An 18,753-nucleotide genomic window follows, 5' to 3' on the forward strand; every position below is an offset into this window, starting at 1 on the left:
CACCGTGAACCTGCTCGAACTCGACGACCTCTGCGTCGCCTACGACACGCCGCACGGCCGCCGCACCGTGGTCGACGGCCTGAGCCTCGCGCTGCCGCGCGGCGACATCGGCTGCCTGCTCGGCGCGTCCGGCTGCGGCAAGACCACCGTGCTGCGCGCGATCGCCGGCTTCGAACCCGTGCGCATGGGGCGCATCGTGCTGGACGGCACGCCGGTCGCGGCGCCGTCGCTCGACGTGCCGCCCGAGCGGCGGCGCATCGGCATGATGTTCCAGGATTACGCGCTGTTCCCGCACCTGAGCGCGGCCGACAACGTCGCGTTCGGCCTGCGGCGCAGGCCGAAGGCCGAACGGCGCCTGCGCGTCGCGCAGATGCTCGAGCTCGTCGGCCTCGCCGATTCCGGCGACGCGTATCCGCACGAACTGTCGGGCGGCCAGCAGCAGCGCGTCGCCCTCGCGCGCGCGCTCGCGCCGTCGCCGGAATTGCTGCTGCTCGACGAACCGTTCTCGAATCTCGACGTCGATACGCGCGAGCGGCTCGCGTTCGAGCTGCGCGACATCCTGAAGCACACGGGCCACACCGCGATCCTCGTCACGCACAATCAGGCGGAAGCGTTCGCGATCGCCGACCGGATCGGCGTGATGAAGGACGGCCGGCTCGCGCAATGGGATACGCCGTACGCGCTGCACCATCATCCGGCCAGCCCGTTCGTCGCGGATTTCGTGCGCCGCGACGCCCTGGCCGACGAGCGCGCACGCGCCCTCGCGCGCGGCCGCTGACACCGCGTCGCCGACGCGACGGCGTGCCCGTCAGGCGGGCTCGGCCAGATCGCGCACGGGCAGCGCGGTCGAATACTTGATCTGCTCCATCGCGAACGACGAACTGACGTCGAACAGCGGCACCGTGCGAATCAGTTGCTTGTAGACGCGATCGTAGTCGTCGATCCCCGCCACGACGACGCGCAGCAGGTAATCGGTCTCGCCGCTCATCCGGTAGACCTCGACCACTTCCGGCATGTCGCGCACCGCCTGCGTGAAACGCTGCGCCCATTCCTCGGTGTGCTGGTTCGTGCGGATCGCGACGAACACGGTCGTGCCGACCCCGAGCTTGCGCGGATCGCACAGCGCGACCTGCGCGCGAATCGCGCCGGTTTCCTTCAGCCGCTGCACGCGCTTCCAGCACGGCGTCTGCGACAGGTTCACGCGCTGCGCGAGCTCGGCGATCGGCAGCGTGGCATCCGCCTGCAGCAGCTCCAGCAGCTTACGATCGATGGCGTCCATTTCTCCATTCCCTCGTCGATAGAAATTTATTCTATTCATCCTGTCCAACGGGGAACAATATGAAAACTGCCTCGTTGCGTCGACCGGTGTAAATACCGATCCGTCATGCACGCGATCGCTTTCGCCGCGCGCCGCGCCAAATGAAACAGGCGACGCCGCCCGCGAGGGCGGAATCGCCTGACATGGCTGCGCGTCGCCGCTTGCACGTCGCGCCCGGGCCGGCGCTTACCCGCCGCCGGCCGTCACGCCGCTCAATACGCGACCGTCGCGATCTCGCGCACGAAGCTGTCCTGCTCGAGCGCGTCGACGAACGCGACCGCGTAATCTTCCGCCGAGATCTTGCTGTTGCCTTGCGCGTCCACGATCAGCTTGCCGATGCCGGTGCGGAACGTGCCCGTGCGCTCGCCCGGCGCGATCAGCGCGGCCGGTGCGAAGAAGGTCCAGTCGAGATCGGCGACCGTCTTCAGGTAGCCGAGCGCGTCGCGGTGCGCGAGCGCCTGCGGCTTGTACGCGTCCGGGAAACCTTCGGTGTCGACGAGTTGCTTGCCCGGCGCGACTTCGAGCGAACCGGCGCCACCCACGACGACGAGCCGCTTCAACCCGGCCTGACGCGTGCCGGCGACCAGCGCCTTCGCGACCGCGACGACCTGCGCCGCATCTTCCTGCTTCGGGCCGTACGCGCTTGCGACGACGTCATGGCCCGGCAGCGCGGCCGCGATGCTGGCGGCGTCGAACAGGTCGGCCGCCTTCGCGGTGATGCCGTCGCCGGATGCGCCCGGATGGCGCGACAGCGCCGTGACGCGGTGGCCGCGCCGCACGGCTTCCGCCGCGATGCGCGAGCCGATCATCCCGGTGGCGCCGAACAGCGCGATATTCAACGAACGTTGCGTCATATCGATTCTCCAGAAATAAAAATATGTAACACGATTAATTACACATAAGACCGAAAAAAACGGGGCGAAGCCCCCGTTGCGCCGATCGTCGCGCGCATACGCGCCGCCCGGCTTCCTGCCCTGCCCGCCGCCGGGCACCCGTCGTCGGTTGTCCGCCGCGAGTTGCCCGTTGCCGGTCGCCCGTTGCCGGTCGCCCGCTGCCGGTTACCCGCCGGCGCGCGCCGCTCGTTGCGTGCGCTGTTCCAGATCCAGCATGTCGGCCGTCACGTCGACCAACGTGCGCGTGGCGAGCGAAGCCTCCATCGCGCGCTGCGCGTCGCCGATATAGCCCGTCAGCACGCCCTGGATGTGCCGCCCGACGAGACACGCCGGATTCGGCGCCTCCCGGTGCAGCGCGAACAGTTGCGCATCGTCGACCGCGCGATACACGTCGAGCAGCGTGATCTCGCCCGGCTCGCGCGCGAGCAGCGCACCGCCACCCGCCCCGAGCTGCGACGTCGTCAACCCGGCTGCCGCCAGCATCGACAGCAACCGGCGAATCAGCGCCGGATTCGTATTCACGCTGCCCGCGATGATGTCGGACGACAACGGCACGCCTTCCTGCATCGACAGCAAGGCGAGCACGTGAACGGCAAACGCGAACCGGCTGCTGGTATTCATCCCTGACTCACTCGGCGACGCCGGCCCGACCCGCGACCGGCGAAATGTGTATCCATCATAATTACATTTTGCGGATCGTGCAAGCCTGCGTCATTCGCCGCTCGCGGGTTTCGCCCCCGCGGCATTCTGCTGGCTCCACTGCTGGAGTTTCTTGCCGGCTTCGGCGATCTTCGCGCCCGCTTCGGAAGCCGCATGCGCGACGACGGCGGACGCCGCCGCGTCGATCTGCGCCTGCGCGGCCGACGCGAGGCCGCTCGCGGACAACGGCGGCACGGCCGACGCCGCGGATGCGATACCCGCCTTCGCCGCGTTGATCTGTTGATTGACGGTGCTCGCCACCTGGTCGAGCGCCTTGGCCGCATTGTTCGCCGCATCGGCGGCCGCGCTCGCGGCCGTATCGGGCTGCGCGGCCGGCGTGCCGGACTTCTCGCAACCCGCGAGCAACAGCAGCGCGCCGGCGGTCACGGCCGCCAGCACGGACCCGGGCACGCGACGCGCCCGCGATGTCTTCATGTTCATCAGCAATCTCCGGCCGCGCATTGCACGACCTCATGGTTGGACCGGTGTCGATGATACCGCCTGTGGAACAGGCCCAATGACGACCCGCGATTAAAAATCCCTTTCAATTTCGGATTCGTCTGATTCAATCGCGGGCGCCACGCCTCTAAAGTTGGCACGCTCCAATTCGCTTCATCCGTGCCTCCTTTTTCCTCGTCATGGCTTTCCTCGTCGACTGGCTCATCGCCCTGGCCGCGCTGCTCGCCGGCACCCTGTTCATGTGTCTGCGCGCGCCGTCGGCGCGCCGCCTCGCCGAATCCGGGCGTCCGCGCCGCATCGCCTGCGCGCGCCTGCTCGCGCAAGCCGTGATCGGCTTCTGGACGGCCGCGCTGATCGTCGCGCAAGGCATCCTCGGCGCAGACGGCGACGGCCAGTCCGTCGCGGGCTTCGCGGCGCTCGCGTTCGCCGCGCTCGGGCTGGCGACCGTCGCCGCCTACTGGTCGGCGTGCGCGCTGCGGCTGCGCCGTCCGCCCGCGCTGTTCGCGCGCCACTGACGCGCCAGATCGGTGCACCGCAACGCCGCGCCGCGCACCGCTTCATTCGCCGTACGCACCGATTCGGCACGTGTCGCACCACACGCGTGCATCGGGCATGGCCCCGCGCCGACGTCCGCCGCGCCCTCATCCCGTGCACGATTCACCGGAATGCCGCACCGCGCGGTATCCGGGCACCAGTTCCACGCAACCGTTCACCACATTGGCTCGATACTTGCATTCCTTGCCCGTTTTTTGCGCAAGGAAGCCAGGGCATGGATGGTCTGAAATCCGGCGTCGACACACTGTTCCTGTTGATCGGCGCCGTCATGGTGCTCGCGATGCACGCGGGCTTCGCATTTCTCGAACTCGGCACGGTCCGCAAGAAGAACCAGGTCAACGCGCTCGTGAAGATCCTGGTCGACTTCTCGGTGTCGACGCTCGCGTATTTCTTCGTCGGCTACACGATCGCGTACGGCGTCGAATTCTTCGACGACATCGGCACGCTGTCGCAGCACAACGGCTACGCGCTCGTGCGCTTCTTCTTCCTGCTGACGTTCGCGGCGGCGATCCCGGCGATCGTGTCCGGCGGCATCGCCGAGCGCGCGAAGTTCAACCCGCAGCTCGTCGCGACGCTGATCATCGTCGGGTTCATCTATCCGTTCTTCGAAGGGATCGCCTGGAACGAGCGTTTCGGCGTGCAGGCCTGGCTCACGCATGCGTTCGGTGCGCCGTTCCACGACTTCGCGGGCTCGGTCGTCGTACATGCGTTCGGCGGCTGGGTCGCGCTGCCGGCCGTGCTGCTGCTCGGCGCGCGCCACGGCCGCTATGCGAAGGACGGCCGGATCGCCGCGCACCCGCCGTCGAACATCCCGTTCCTCGCGCTCGGCGCCTGGGTGCTCGCGGTCGGCTGGTTCGGCTTCAACGTGATGAGCGCGCAGACGCTCGACAAGATCAGCGGCCTCGTCGCGGTGAACTCGCTGATGGCGATGGTCGGCGGCACGCTCGCGGCGTGGATGGCCGGCCGCAACGACCCGGGCTTCACCTACAACGGGCCGCTCGCGGGCCTCGTCGCGGTATGCGCGGGCTCCGACGTGATGCATCCGATCGGCGCGCTCGTCACGGGCGCGGCGGCCGGTGCGCTGTTCGTCGCGATGTTCACCTGCGTGCAGAACCGCTGGCGCATCGACGACGTGCTCGGTGTCTGGCCGCTGCACGGGATGTGCGGCGCGCTCGGCGGCCTCGCGGCAGGCGTGTTCGGGCTGCCGGCGCTCGGCGGTCTCGGCGGCGTGTCGTTCCTGTCGCAGCTCGTCGGCACGCTCGGCGGCATCGCGCTCGCAACGGCGGGCGGCACGCTCGTCTACGGCGCGCTGAAGGCGACCGTGGGCCTGCGTCTCGATCGCGAAGCCGAATTCGACGGCGCCGACCTGTCGATCCACCGCATCTCGGCCACGCCCGAGCGCGATTGAGCGCGAGCAAGCATCCGATGGGCATCCCGCAGCATGCCTGACGGATGCCCGACGCATCATTACGTTTTCAATTCAAAAAACTTTCATCTAGCGTCCCTACACTTCGGTCCAGATTTCAACTTGCCTTCGCGAAGCTTGCCGCTCGCCTGCTTCGCGAACGCCATTCTTCCAACAACCGAAACTGGACTCCACATGCCCGCGTTGCCCAATGCTTCCCGTCGTCAGGCCCTGAAGATCCTCGCCGGCGCACCGATGCTCCCCCTTTCCGGCCTCGCGCTGCCGGCCCTGCTGACGGGTTGCGGCGGCGACGACGATCCCGCGTCGACGCCGGCCCCGGTCGCCGCTGCCTATACGTCGGCGGCATTCTCGACGATGGCCGCGCCCACGCTCGACAACGCGGCCGCGATGGCCACGACGACGGTCGGCTCGACGCTGTCGGTGTCGTTCTCGGACGGCTCGTCGCGCAACTTCAAGCTCGCGTACCGGCCGTTCTTCGTGACGGGCGACATGGTGCCGGACGGCAACGGCGGCACGACGCTCGCAGGCGGCTACTACGACATCAACAACCAGCCGATCATCGATCGCTCGGTGGCCGGCAAGGAGCGCCAGTTCTATTCCGACTGCCCGGACGGCAGCTCGCTGCTGACGCTGAAGAACGCGAACGTGCCCGGCGTGAAGGGCAACACGGTGTTCGCGGTCGTGCAGTTCGAATATACGACGCGCGACCAGGCCAGCGCGTCGCAGTACGGCCAGCTGCCGTCGCCGATCGCCGTGCTCACGCTCGACCAGGATCCGGCCACCGGCGCGCTGAAGGTTGTGAAGTACCACAACGTCGATACGTCGAAGGCGCACGGCCTGTGGATCACCTGCGGCGCGAGCCTGTCGCCGTGGGGCACGCACCTGTCGAGCGAGGAATACGAGCCGGATGCGACCAAGGCCGCAACCGACGCGCAGTTCAAGGCGTTCAGCAAGAACACGTTCGGCGACGAGACGAAGGCGAACCCCTACCACTACGGCCACCTGCCCGAGATCACCGTGAACCCGGACGGCACCGGCACCGTGAAGAAGCACTACTGCCTCGGTCGCATCTCGCACGAGCTGATCCAGGTGATGCCGGACCAGCGCACCGTGATGATGGGCGACGACGCCACCAACGGCGGCCTGTTCATGTTCGTCGCCGACAAGGCGGCCGACCTGTCGGCCGGCACGCTGTACGTCGCGAAGTGGACGCAGACGTCGTCCGCGGGCGCGGGCACCGCGACGCTCACGTGGATCAAGATCGGCCACGCGACCAGCAGCGAAATCGAAACGCTCGCGAACACGCTGAAGGCGTCGGACATCATGGACCTCGCGACCGCCGATCCGAACGATGCGAGCTACACGAAGATCCACTTCGGCGGCAAGTTCAACTGGATGCGCGTGAAGCCGGGAATGGAAAAGGCGGCCGCGTTCCTCGAGACGCACCGCTACGCGGCGCTGCTCGGCGGCAGCATGGCGTTCACGAAGCTCGAAGGCACGACCGTGAACGCGAAGGACAAGATCGTCTACACGGCGATGTCGCGGATCGAAACGTCGATGGTCAAGGGCAACGCGGTGTCGCGCGACGTCGCGGTCGACAAGAAGATCGCCGCGGGCGCCGTCTATGCGCTGAACCTGAAGGCCGGCCAGCGCGACACGACGGGCGGCGCGATCGACAGCGAATGGGTGCCGGTCGACATGGGCGCGCCCGCCGCGCTCGTCGGCGAGGACCTCGCCGCGGCCGACGCGCTCGGCAACCTCGCGAACCCGGACAAGATCGCGAACCCGGACAACCTGAAATTCTCCGAAAAGCTGCGCACGCTGTTCATCGGCGAAGACTCGGGCATGCACGTGAACAACTTCCTGTGGGCCTACAACGTCGACACGAAATCGCTCGCGCGCGTGCTGTCGTGCCCGGCGGGCGCCGAATCGACGGGCCTGCACGCGGTCGACGAGATCAACGGCTGGACGTACATCATGAGCAACTTCCAGCACGCGGGCGACTGGGAATCGCCGCTGCACGACAAGGTCAAGCCGACCCTCGACCCGCTCGTGCGCGCGAACTACAAGGATCGCTTCGGCGCCAGCGTCGGCTACCTGACCGCCGAGCAGACCAGCATCAAGCTCGCGAAAGGCTGACGGGCTGCGCGCGAGGGGGCACTGCTTCCTGCAGGGCGCCCCTGGCCCGGGGGCTTTTCTTCATCACGGTTCATTCGTCGGCGCTCCACGCCGTTTCACGCGCGATGCCCATTGCGGGCATCGCGCTTTTTTTTCACTGCGATGCGCCCCCGCGCCGGATGACGAGCGGCACGCCTGTTCGAAACCCGGCCTGCCACCATGGGTCGCTACGGCGATGCGCACCAGATCGCACAGACGACCGTATCGACGGGCGACCCGTAACGCTCCTTCACGTTCTCGTCAATCGCAGCTTCCCACCGCTCTCCTCCGTCCCTTTTCGTGACGCGAACGCTTCATTCCAACATCCGTTCGGGCTTTGAACCGTCAATACAGCTTCCGCGCCCCCGGATGAATGCGCGTCGGACAATCTTCACTCCACCAACAACAATGAGACTCATTCGCATTTGAATTACGATGCAAATCGGATGGCCCTCCGCTTGCATCGCTGCTTCTTCTTTGAACAGGAGTACAGATAACAGTCATGCTTTCGTCCATCGCCTTTCACCGCGCGTATCTGGCTGCCAACTTCCCCGCATGGCTCGTTCATGTCGCCATGTTCTGGGTCTTCGCCGAAGACTATGTCGCAGACTACGTGTTCGGCAGCGTCGTCGGGATGACGTGCATCGCCATGTATTGCCATTTTTCGACGGCGCACCAAGAGCGCATCGACGCCATCCCTTACTACTCGCGGGCGTTGCTCGTGTCGGCGTCTGCAATATCGATCGGCACCTGCTCGATCGGTCTGATCTCGAAGCTCAACGGCGACGCAGCCACCTTTTCCTTCGCGCTTCCGATCATGCTTGGGAGAGTCGGCTACGACTACTTGCGCCAGATTCGATTCAAAAACCCCCATCGCTGAGCGCATGGCATCGCACGCTCGCACGGTCACTGCGGCAGACGCGCGATAATACGGGTTTGACACATCACGGCGGGCATACGAATCGGGAGCGGGAGTCAGGCAGCGTGACCGCCACCTTCCCGGATCATTGAGCATGCGGACGGGCGAGCGACGGACCGAAGGAAATGGGGGCGCCCCCCCTGTGCCGAAAGCAGCTCTCATCGTCAGCTCACGACTTGTGATCCAGTCTTCACTCCTGCACCCGGTTTGCCCTCATGCGGCTGCGCTTCGCTTCGTTTGCGATAATCGAGCCAGGACGGGACTGCGGGAGTGCCTCATGCAGGGTGCACAAAAAAAAAAGCGCCACGGAGACCGTGGCGCTAAAAAAGTTCTAGCCATTCCGAGGGCCGTGCTAGAACCTGAGAGACTGCGCGAAACATCGTTGCCGGTTAAACTCTTGAAACGATGTTTCGAAAACGTGAGACATTCTTTCCGTTTCCGCCCGACAAGTCAAGCGGTATTTGCACCGGTTCATGCACTTTCCGACAACGCTCATTTGAGTGTTTTCCCAATAAACCAAGGGTGAACCCGTAAAATCTCATCCGATGACCGGTTCACCTGCGGAACATGCATCTTTTGACAATAGTCCTACAATACCAACAAAATTGAAATCGAGTTTCGGAATTAGAGAGAATCCCTCGTGTCGACCACTGTAACCTCTCCCGCGTCGCGGGACCGTGAATCGTCGCCCGACGAGATCACCGCCCTCGCCCGCGGTCTCGCCGTGCTGCGCCGCATCGCGGCTGCCGACGCCCCCGTCAGCAACCGCGAACTGACCGAATTGACCGGCATCCCGAAGCCGACCGTCTCGCGCATCACCGCGACGCTCGTCAGCGCCGGCTTCCTGTTCCAGTTGCCCGACAGCGAGCGCTTCGTGCTGACCGCGTCGGTGCTCGAACTCAGCCACGGCTTCCTGCGCAACTTCGACATCCGCGCGCGTTCCCGGCCGTTCATGATCGAGCTGGCCGAGCGCACGTCGCTGTCCGTGCACCTCGCGGTGCGCGACCGGCTCGACATGGTCGCGATCGACGTGATCCGCCCGCGCTCGGCCGTGCTCGTCACGCGCCTCGAAATCGGCTCGCGGATGGACATCGCGCGTACGGCCGTGGGCCGCGCGTATCTCGCCGCGCTCGAGGACGACGAGCGCCGCCAGTTGCTCGAATCGCTGCGCACCACCGCCGGCGACGACTGGCCGCACGTGTCCGCCCGCCTGACGCCCGCGCTCGACGAAGCGATGCGCGACGGCCACGCGATCGCGATCGGCGAATGGCGCGAAGGCCTGAACGCGGTCGCGGCCGGTTTCGTCGGCCCGTCGGGCCAGCGCTATTCGGTGAATTGCGGCGGCGCGTCGCACCAGTGTCCGCCCGAATGGCTGCAGGAACACGTGGTGCCCGCGCTGCACGAATGCATCGCGAAGATCACCCGCGAAATCGGCGGCGCGCCGGCCCGGCGCATCGGCCCGTAATCGTTTCGTCATAGTCGTGTCGCGTTGTGTAACGACCGTAACCCGTTGAAAGATAGACCGCTGGACTGTAACGGGGACGGCACGTAGGATCATGCCCATCGTCGCACCGCATTCGCGGCGCGCACCGCTCTTTTCCCGCGCGGATCGGCGGGGCCCCGGACCGAGCCGGGCCGCCCCGCCGCGTCGCCCACGCGCAGCCGAGCAGCCCGATTTCCGGGCCGCCGCGCCGTCTTCCTGACAGAACACGATGGATAACGAACAAAAGCCCACGCCCCCTTCGAAAGACCCCGCACCCACCGTCGCACGCCGCCCGCGCCGCACGCTGCTGCTCGGGACCGTCGCGGTCGTCGTCATCGGCGGCCTGTTGTGGTGGCACCCGTGGAACCGCACGCCGGCGGCAGGCAGCACGGCGAAAAGCGCGGGCGCCAGCGCCGCCGCGGGCAGCCATCGCGGCCGCGGCGGCCCCGCTGCGATGGCGAACGTGCCGCAGCCGGTGCAGGTCGCCACCGCGACGCAGGGCGAGATGCCGATCGTGCTGTCCGCGCTCGGCACCGTCACGCCGCTCGCGAACGTGACGGTGAAGACGCAACTGTCGGGCTACCTGCAGTCGGTATCGTTCCAGGAAGGCCAGATCGTCAAGAAGGGCGACGTGCTCGCGCAGATCGATCCGCGCCCGTACCAGGTCGCGCTCGAGAACGCCGAAGGCACGCATGCCCGCGACGCGGCGCTGCTCGCGACGGCCCGCCTCGACCTGAAGCGCTACCAGACGCTGCTGGCGCAGGACTCGATCGCGTCGCAAACCGTCGATACGCAGGCGTCGCTCGTCAAGCAGTACGAAGGCGCGGTGAAAACCGACCAGGCCGCGATCGATTCCGCGAAACTCAATCTCACGTATGCGCGCATCACCGCGCCGGTCTCCGGTCGCGTCGGCCTGCGCCAGGTCGACCCCGGCAACTACGTGACGCCGGGCGACACCAACGGCATCGTCGTGATCACGCAGTTGCAGCCGATGAGCGTGATCTTCACGACGTCGGAAGACAACCTGCCGCAGATACTCAAGCAGGTGAACGCGGGCCAGAAGCTGTCGGTCACCGCCTACAACCGCAACAACACGGTGCCGCTCGAGACGGGCTCGCTCGCGACGCTCGACAACCAGATCGACACGAGCACCGGCACGGTCAAGCTGCGCGCGAACTTCGATAACAAGGAAGGCATGCTGTTCCCGAATCAGTTCGTGAACACGCGGCTGCTCGTCGACGTGATCCGCAACGCGACGATCGTGCCGACCTCCGCCGTGCTGACGGGCTCGATCGGCCAGTTCGTCTACGTCGTGAAACCCGACAACACGGTGACGGTGCGCAAGGTCACGGTCGGCCCGGTCGACGGCGAACGCACGAGCATCGTCAGCGGCGTCGCGCTCGGCGAGCGCGTGGTGACCGACGGCTCGGATCGCCTGCGCGAAGGCGCGAAGATCTCGATTCCGGCCGACAAGCCGAAAGGCGCGTCGGGCGCACGCGGCGCAGGCGCGGCGTCGGGCGCCTCGGGCGCATCGGGTGCCGGCGGTCATCGCGGCGGACACCGGCACGGCGCGTCGCAGGCAGCGGCCCCCGCGGCCCAGTAACGCGCGGGCCGCTCGATGAATCCATCCCGCCTGTTCATTCTCCGGCCGGTCGGCACCGCTCTCCTGATGGCGGCGATCATGCTGGCCGGCCTCGTCGCGCTGCGCTTCCTGCCGCTCGCCGCGCTGCCCGAGGTCGACTACCCGACGATCCAGGTCCAGACCTTCTATCCAGGCGCGAGCCCGGAAGTGATGACGTCGTCGGTCACCGCGCCGCTCGAACGCCAGTTCGGGCAGATGCCGTCGCTGAACCAGATGTCGTCGCAAAGCTCGGCCGGCGCGTCGGTGATCACGCTGCAGTTCTCGCTCGACCTGCCGCTCGACATCGCCGAACAGGAAGTGCAGGCCGCGATCAACGCGGCCGGCAACCTGTTGCCGTCCGATCTGCCGGCCCCGCCGATCTACGCGAAGGTGAACCCGGCCGACGCGCCGGTGCTGACGCTCGCCGTCAAGTCGAAGACGCTGCCGCTCACGCAGGTGCAGGACCTGGCCGACACGCGCCTCGCGATGAAGATCTCGCAGATCGCCGGCGTGGGCCTCGTCAGCCTGTCGGGCGGCAACCGGCCGGCCGTGCGGATCCAGGCGAACCCGACCGCGCTCGCGAAGTACGGGATGAACCTCGACGACCTGCGTACGACGATCTCGAACCTGAACGTCAACACGCCGAAGGGCAACTTCGACGGCCCGACGCGCGCGTACACGATCAACGCGAACGACCAGCTGACGAGCGCCGACCAGTACAACAGCGCGGTCGTCGCGTACAAGAACGGCCGCCCGGTGATGCTGACCGACGTCGCGACGGTCGTCGCCGGCTCGGAGAACACCAAGCTCGGCGCGTGGGTGAATTCGGACCCCGCGATCATCCTGAACGTGCAGCGCCAGCCGGGCGCGAACGTGATCGCGACCGTCGATGCGATCAAGGCGCAGTTGCCGAAGCTGCAGGAGACGCTGCCGGCCGCGCTCGACGTCGAGATCGTCACCGATCGCACGACGATGATCCGCGCGGCCGTGCGCGACGTGCAGTTCGAGCTGCTGCTCGCGGTCGCGCTCGTCGTGCTGGTGATGTACCTGTTCCTCGCGAACGTCTACGCGACGATCATCCCGAGCCTGTCGGTGCCGCTGTCGCTGATCGGCACGCTCGCGGTGATGTACATGGCCGGCTTCTCGCTGAACAACCTGTCGCTGATGGCGCTCACCATCGCGACCGGCTTCGTCGTCGACGATGCGATCGTGATGATCGAGAACATCGCGCGCTACGTCGAGGAAGGCGAATCGGGGCTCGAGGCCGCGCTCAAGGGCTCACGGCAGATCGGCTTCACGATCATCTCGCTGACGGTCTCGCTGATCGCGGTGCTGATCCCGCTGCTGTTCATGGGAGACGTGGTCGGGCGCCTCTTCCACGAATTCGCGATCACGCTCGCGGTGACGATCGTGATCTCGGCGATCGTGTCGCTCACGCTCGTGCCGATGATGTGCGCGAAGCTGCTGCGCCATTCGCCGCCGCCGGAGAGCCATCGCTTCGAGGCGCGCGTGCACCGGGCGATCGACTGGGTGATCGCGCGCTACGCGGTCGCGCTCGAATGGGTGCTGAACCGCCAGCGCTCGACGCTCGTCGTCGCGCTGCTGACGCTCGGGTTGACCGCCCTGCTCTATGTCTACGTGCCGAAGGGCTTCTTCCCCGCGCAGGACACCGGCGTGATCCAGGCGATCACGCAGGCGCCGCAGTCGATCTCGTACGGCGCGATGGCCGAACGCCAGCAGGCGCTCGCGGCCGAAATCCTGAAGGATCCGAACGTCGACAGCCTCACGTCGTTCATCGGCGTCGACGGCAGCAACATCACGCTGAACAGCGGCCGGATGCTGATCAACCTGAAGGCGCGCGACGAGCGCTCCGAAACCGCCGCGCAGATCATCCGCGACCTCCAGCAGCGCGTGTCGAACATCACCGGCATTTCGCTGTTCATGCAGCCGGTGCAGGATCTGACGATCGACTCGACGGTCAGCCCCACGCAGTACCAGTTCATGCTGACGAGCCCGAACGCCGGCGAATTCGCGACCTGGGTGCCGAAACTCGTCGCGCGGCTGCAGCAGGAGCCGTCGCTCGCCGACGTCGCGACCGACCTGCAGAGCAGCGGGCAATCGGTGTACATCGAGATCGACCGCGCGAGCGCCGCGCGCTTCGGCATCACGCCGGCGACCGTCGACAACGCGCTGTACGACGCGTTCGGCCAGCGCATCGTGTCGACGATCTTCACGCAGTCGAACCAGTACCGCGTGATTCTCGAGTCGGAGCCGAAGGAGCAGCACTACGCGCAGTCGCTGAACGACATCTACCTGCCGTCGGCCGGCGGCGGCCAGGTGCCGCTGTCGTCGATCGCGTCGTTCCACGAGCGGCCGTCGCCGCTGCTGGTCGCGCACCTGTCGCAGTTCCCGTCGACGACGATCTCGTTCAACCTCGCGCCGGGCGCGTCGCTCGGCGAAGCGGTCAAGGCGATCGAGGCCGCCGAGAAGGACATCGGCCTGCCCGGCTCGTTCCAGACGCGCTTCCAGGGCGCGGCGCTCGCGTTCCAGGCGTCGCTGTCGAACCAGCTGTTCCTGATCCTCGCGGCGGTCGTCACGATGTACATCGTGCTCGGCGTGCTGTACGAGAGCTACATCCACCCGATCACGATCCTGTCGACGCTGCCGTCGGCCGGTGTCGGCGCGTTGCTCGCGCTGATGATCACCGGGCACGATCTCGACATCATCGGGATCATCGGCATCGTGCTGCTGATCGGCATCGTGAAGAAGAACGCGATCATGATGATCGACTTCGCGCTCGAGGCCGAACGCGTCGAAGGCAAGCCGCCGCGCGAGGCGATCTACCAGGCGTGCCTGCTGCGCTTCCGGCCGATCCTGATGACGACGCTCGCCGCGCTGCTCGGCGCGGTGCCGCTGATCGTCGGCTCGGGCGCGGGCTCCGAGCTGCGCCAGCCGCTCGGGATCGCGATCGCCGGCGGCCTGATCGTGTCGCAGGTGCTGACGCTGTTCACGACGCCCGTGATCTACCTCGGCTTCGACTCGCTCGCGCGCCGCATGCGCGGCTGGTTCGAACGCCACGGGCCGGGCACCGATGCAGGCAAGCACACGGGTGCATAAATGAAACAACCCCCACGCTCACTTCGTTCGCTGCCCCCCAAGGGGGCGGTCGGCACCCTTGGGGCGGCCCAGCGAGTGCCGACATGAAACAACCCCCACGCTCACTTCGTTCGCGTGGGGGGGCACAGCCCCCCCATCTCCCGAAAACGCATCCGTCGGAACACGCGGCGGCCCAGCGGGTGCCGACATGAACCTGTCGCGCCCCTTCATCAACCGCCCCGTCGCGACGACGCTGCTCGCGCTCGGCGTCGCGCTCGCGGGCCTGTTCGCGTTCATCAAGCTGCCGGTGTCGCCGCTGCCGCAGGTCGACTTCCCGACGATTTCCGTGCAGGCGTCGCTGCCGGGCGCGAGCCCGGAAACGGTCGCGACCAGCGTGACGAGCCCGCTCGAACGGCATCTCGGGTCAATCGCGGACGTCTCCGAAATGACGTCGACGAGCACGGTCGGCAACGCACGGATCATCCTGCAGTTCGGCCTGAACCGCGACATCGACGGCGCCGCGCGCGACGTGCAGGCCGCGATCAACGCGGCGCGCGCCGACCTGCCCGCCGCGCTGAAGAGCAATCCGACCTACCGCAAGGTCAACCCGGCCGATTCGCCGATCATGGTCGTGTCGCTGACGTCGGAGACGGCATCGCCGGCGAAGGTATACGACGCCGCGTCGACGGTGCTGCAGCAGTCGCTGTCGCAGATCGACGGGATCGGCCAGGTCACCGTGAGCGGCTCCGCGAACCCGGCCGTGCGCGTCGAGCTCGAACCGCAGTCGCTGTTCCACTACGGGATCGGCCTCGAGGACGTGCGCGCGGCGCTGGCTTCCGCGAACGCCAACGCGCCCAAGGGCGCGATCGAGTTCGGTCCGCAGCGCTTCCAGCTCTATACGAACGACCAGGCGTCCGAAGCGTCGCAATACCGCGACCTCGTCGTCGCCTACCGCAACGGCTCGGCCGTGCGGCTGTCCGATCTGTCCGACGTCGTCGATTCGGTCGAGGACCTGCGCAACCTCGGCCTGTCGAACGGCAAGCGCGCGGTGCTCGTGATCCTCTACCGCTCGCCCGGCGCGAACATCATCGAGACGCTCGATCGCGTGCGCGCGGCGCTGCCGCAGCTCACCGCGTCGCTGCCGGCCGACATCACGGTCACGCCGGTGCTCGACCGCTCGACCACCATCCGCGCGTCGCTGAAGGACACCGAACACACGCTGCTGATCGCGATCAGCCTCGTCGTGATGGTCGTGTTCCTGTTCCTGCGCAACTGGCGCGCGACGCTGATCCCGAGCGTCGCGGTGCCGATCTCGATCGTCGGCACGTTCGGCGCGATGTACCTGCTCGGCTTCTCGATCGACAACCTGTCGCTGATGGCGCTGATCGTCGCGACCGGCTTCGTCGTCGACGACGCGATCGTCGTGCTCGAGAACATCGCGCGGCACATCGAGAACGGCAAGTCGCGGATGCAGGCGGCGCTCGACGGCGCGCGCGAAGTCGGCTTCACGGTGCTGTCGATGAGCATCTCGCTCGTCGCGGTATTCCTGCCGATCCTGCTGATGGGCGGGATCGTCGGGCGCCTGTTCCGCGAGTTCGCGCTGACGCTGTCGCTCGCGATCGCCGTGTCGCTCGCGGTGTCGCTCACGGTCACGCCGATGATGTGCGCGCGCCTGCTGCCCGACAAGCACGACCCGCGCGACGAAAGTCGCTTCGGGCGCTTCCTCGAACGCGGCTTCGCGCGCATGCAGCGCGGCTACGAGCGCTCGCTGTCGTGGGCGCTGCGCCGGCCGCTGCTGATCCTGCTGACGCTGTTCGCGACGATCGGGCTGAACGTCTACCTGTACGTCGTCGTGCCGAAGGGCTTCTTCCCGCAGCAGGACACCGGGCTGATGATCGGCGGCATTCGGGCCGACCAGGCGACGTCGTTCCAGGCGATGAAGCTGAAGTTCTCCGAGATGATGCGGATCGTGCAGGCCAATCCGAACGTGAAGAGCGTCGCGGGCTTCACCGGCGGCACGCAGACCAACTCCGGCTTCATGTTCGTCACGCTGAAGGACCGCACCGAGCGCAAGCTGTCGGCCGACCAGGTGATCCAGCAACTGCGCCCGCGGCTGGCGGACGTGGCAGGCGCGAGCACGTTCCTGCAGGCCGCGCAGGACATTCGCGTGGGTGGCCGGCAGAGCAACGCGCAGTACCAGTTCACGCTGCTCGGCGATTCGAGCGCCGACCTGTACAAGTGGGGGCCGATCCTGACCGAGGCGCTGCAGAAGCGCCCCGAGCTGACCGACGTGAACTCCGACCAGCAGCAAGGCGGCATGGAGGCCATGGTGACGATCGATCGCGCGACGGCTGCGCGCTTCGGCATCAAGCCCGCGCAGATCGACAACACGCTGTACGACGCGTTCGGCCAGCGCCAGGTGTCGACGATCTACAACCCGCTGAACCAGTACCACGTCGTGATGGAAGTCGCGCCGAAGTACTGGCAGAGCCCGGAGATGCTGAACCAGGTGTGGATCAGCACGTCGGGCGGCAGCGCGAACGGTTCGCAGACCACCAACGCGGCCGCCGGCACCTTCGTCGCGACCGCGGCCGGCACGTCGAGCGCGGGCACGGCCGCGCAGAGCGCCGCGGCGATCGCATCCGATTCCGCGCGCAACCAGGCGCTCAACGCGATCGCGGCGAGCGGCAAGTCGAGCGCGTCGTCGGGCGCGTCGGTGTCGACGTCGAAGTCGACGATGATCCCGCTGTCGGCGATCGCGACGTTCGGGCCGAGCACGACGCCGCTGTCGGTCAACCACCAGGGGCTGTTCGTCGCGACCACGATCTCGTTCAACCTGCCGCCGGGCGTGTCGCTGTCGCAGGCGACCCAGGTGATCTACCAGACGATGGCGCAGATCGGCGTGCCACCGACGATCGTCGGCAGCTTCCAGGGCACCGCGCAGGCGTTTCAGCAGTCGATGAACGATCAGCCGATCCTGATCCTCGCGGCGCTGCTGGCCGTCTACATCGTGCTCGGGATCCTGTACGAGAGCTACATCCACCCGATCACGATCCTGTCGACGCTGCCGTCGGCCGGCGTCGGCGCGCTGCTCGCGCTGCTGCTGTTCAAGACCGAGTTCAGCATCATCGCGCTGATCGGCGTGATCCTGCTGATCGGCATCGTGAAGAAGAACGCGATCATGATGGTCGACTTCGCGATCGACCAGACGCGCAACAACCGGAAGTCGTCGTTCGATGCGATCCACGAGGCGTGCCTGCTGCGCTTCCGGCCGATCATGATGACGACGATGGCGGCGCTGCTCGGCGCGCTGCCGCTCGCGTTCGGCAGCGGCGACGGCGCCGAGCTGCGCGCGCCGCTCGGGATCGCGATCGCCGGCGGCCTGATCGTGTCGCAGGTGCTGACGCTCTATACGACGCCGGTCGTCTACCTGTACATGGACCGGCTGCGCGTGTGGGCCGAGAAGCGCCGCAACCGCCGCGGCAATACCGGCGGGCCGGCGGTCGCCGGCGAGTGACGGAAAGCGGCCGCCGGCCAGGCGGGCGCTGTCCGCGCTTGAACACCGGCCGCGATCGACTATCGTGTGTGCATGCCCACCGCCGCGCCCTTCCCGGGAACCTGCCATGAACGTCCAGCTCAACCACACGATCGTCTGGTGCCGCGACAAGCATGCGTCGAGCCGCTTCCTCACCGAACTGCTGGAATTGCCGCCGCCGACGCCGTTCGGCGCGATGCTGGTCGTCGCGCTCGACAACGGCGTGTCGCTCGATTTTTACGAACAGGCGGGGGAGATCCGGTCGCAGCATTACGCGTTCCTGATCGACGAAGCCGGCTTCGATCGCGTGCTCGCGTGCATTCGCGAACGCGGGCTGCCGCACTGGGCCGATCCCGCGAAACGGCAAGCCGACGATATCTACCGCCACAACGGCGGACGCGGTGTGTACTTCGACGATCCGGACGGTCACTTCCTCGAGGTGATGACGCGGCCGTACGTGCTGAACGGTTAGCGCGACAGCGCCGGCATTGCACCGGCCCGGATGGCGCGGCGCGGGTGTCGGCCGGTTGTGTCGGCCGGTTGCGGACGAGAACCGGCCGAGCGCGCGACCGCCGCCGGCCGCCGTTACTCG

Annotated in this window: 14 protein-coding genes; 10 read left to right on the forward strand and 4 right to left on the reverse strand. The window is 67.1% G+C overall.

Annotated features, from left to right (window positions below; all coding sequences use genetic code 11):
* Positions 1–4 precede the first annotated feature (4 nt).
* Positions 5–778: an ABC transporter ATP-binding protein gene (locus WS95_RS12845; protein WP_034206851.1), complete on the forward strand. Its 774-nt coding sequence runs from the start codon at positions 5–7 to the stop codon at positions 776–778.
* A 30-nt stretch (positions 779–808) separates the two neighbouring features.
* Here the strand turns inward: WS95_RS12845 and WS95_RS12850 are convergent, their stop codons facing one another.
* The 4 genes from WS95_RS12850 to WS95_RS12865 form a co-directional block, all read right to left on the reverse strand.
* Entirely contained in the window at positions 809–1,279 is a 471-nt protein-coding gene (locus WS95_RS12850; RefSeq protein ID WP_006484401.1) for an Lrp/AsnC family transcriptional regulator, read from the reverse strand.
* A 251-nt stretch (positions 1,280–1,530) separates the two neighbouring features.
* Positions 1,531–2,172 (reverse strand): NAD(P)-dependent oxidoreductase, encoded by a 642-nt coding sequence (locus WS95_RS12855; RefSeq protein ID WP_034206850.1) that lies wholly within the window; start codon positions 2,170–2,172, stop codon positions 1,531–1,533.
* A gap of 204 nt (positions 2,173–2,376) precedes the next feature.
* On the reverse strand, positions 2,377–2,832 hold the full coding sequence (locus WS95_RS12860) for an Rrf2 family transcriptional regulator (protein ID WP_034206849.1): 456 nt from the start codon (positions 2,830–2,832) through the stop codon (positions 2,377–2,379).
* A 90-nt stretch (positions 2,833–2,922) separates the two neighbouring features.
* Complete coding sequence (locus tag WS95_RS12865) at positions 2,923–3,351, reverse strand: hypothetical protein (RefSeq protein ID WP_059782754.1); 429 nt, start codon at positions 3,349–3,351, stop codon at positions 2,923–2,925.
* 197 nt (positions 3,352–3,548) lie between these two features.
* Between WS95_RS12865 and WS95_RS12870 the strand changes: the two genes are divergently transcribed.
* The 9 genes from WS95_RS12870 to WS95_RS12910 all read left to right on the forward strand — a co-directional run bounded on the left by WS95_RS12870 (position 3,549) and on the right by WS95_RS12910 (position 18,633).
* A complete protein-coding gene (locus tag WS95_RS12870; protein ID WP_059782550.1) occupies positions 3,549–3,884 on the forward strand; it encodes a hypothetical protein in 336 nt (111 codons plus the stop codon).
* Positions 3,885–4,138: 254 nt separating this feature from the next.
* Positions 4,139–5,332 carry an ammonium transporter gene (locus WS95_RS12875; protein ID WP_059824150.1) on the forward strand — a complete coding sequence of 398 codons (1,194 nt, stop codon included), beginning with the start codon at positions 4,139–4,141 and terminating at the stop codon, positions 5,330–5,332.
* A gap of 192 nt (positions 5,333–5,524) precedes the next feature.
* A complete protein-coding gene (locus tag WS95_RS12880) occupies positions 5,525–7,489 on the forward strand; it encodes a PhoX family protein (RefSeq protein ID WP_059782546.1) in 1,965 nt (654 codons plus the stop codon).
* Between the two features lie 520 nt (positions 7,490–8,009).
* Positions 8,010–8,387, forward strand: coding sequence for a hypothetical protein (locus tag WS95_RS12885; protein ID WP_059824152.1), 378 nt, complete (start codon positions 8,010–8,012; stop codon positions 8,385–8,387).
* Positions 8,388–9,066: 679 nt separating this feature from the next.
* Positions 9,067–9,891 (forward strand): IclR family transcriptional regulator, encoded by an 825-nt coding sequence (locus tag WS95_RS12890; RefSeq protein ID WP_034206844.1) that lies wholly within the window; start codon positions 9,067–9,069, stop codon positions 9,889–9,891.
* A 247-nt stretch (positions 9,892–10,138) separates the two neighbouring features.
* Positions 10,139–11,512 carry an MdtA/MuxA family multidrug efflux RND transporter periplasmic adaptor subunit gene (locus tag WS95_RS12895; protein ID WP_059824153.1) on the forward strand — a complete coding sequence of 458 codons (1,374 nt, stop codon included), beginning with the start codon at positions 10,139–10,141 and terminating at the stop codon, positions 11,510–11,512.
* Between the two features lie 15 nt (positions 11,513–11,527).
* Positions 11,528–14,647, forward strand: a complete 3,120-nt coding sequence (locus WS95_RS12900) for an MdtB/MuxB family multidrug efflux RND transporter permease subunit (protein WP_059824154.1) — start codon at positions 11,528–11,530, stop codon at positions 14,645–14,647.
* A 187-nt stretch (positions 14,648–14,834) separates the two neighbouring features.
* Positions 14,835–18,143, forward strand: coding sequence for an efflux RND transporter permease subunit (locus WS95_RS12905; protein ID WP_059824155.1), 3,309 nt, complete (start codon positions 14,835–14,837; stop codon positions 18,141–18,143).
* A gap of 106 nt (positions 18,144–18,249) precedes the next feature.
* Positions 18,250–18,633 carry a VOC family protein gene (locus WS95_RS12910; protein ID WP_059824157.1) on the forward strand — a complete coding sequence of 128 codons (384 nt, stop codon included), beginning with the start codon at positions 18,250–18,252 and terminating at the stop codon, positions 18,631–18,633.
* Positions 18,634–18,753 lie beyond the last annotated feature (120 nt).

Source organism: Burkholderia sp. MSMB1826, assembly GCF_001526325.1.
Classification (GTDB): domain Bacteria; phylum Pseudomonadota; class Gammaproteobacteria; order Burkholderiales; family Burkholderiaceae; genus Burkholderia.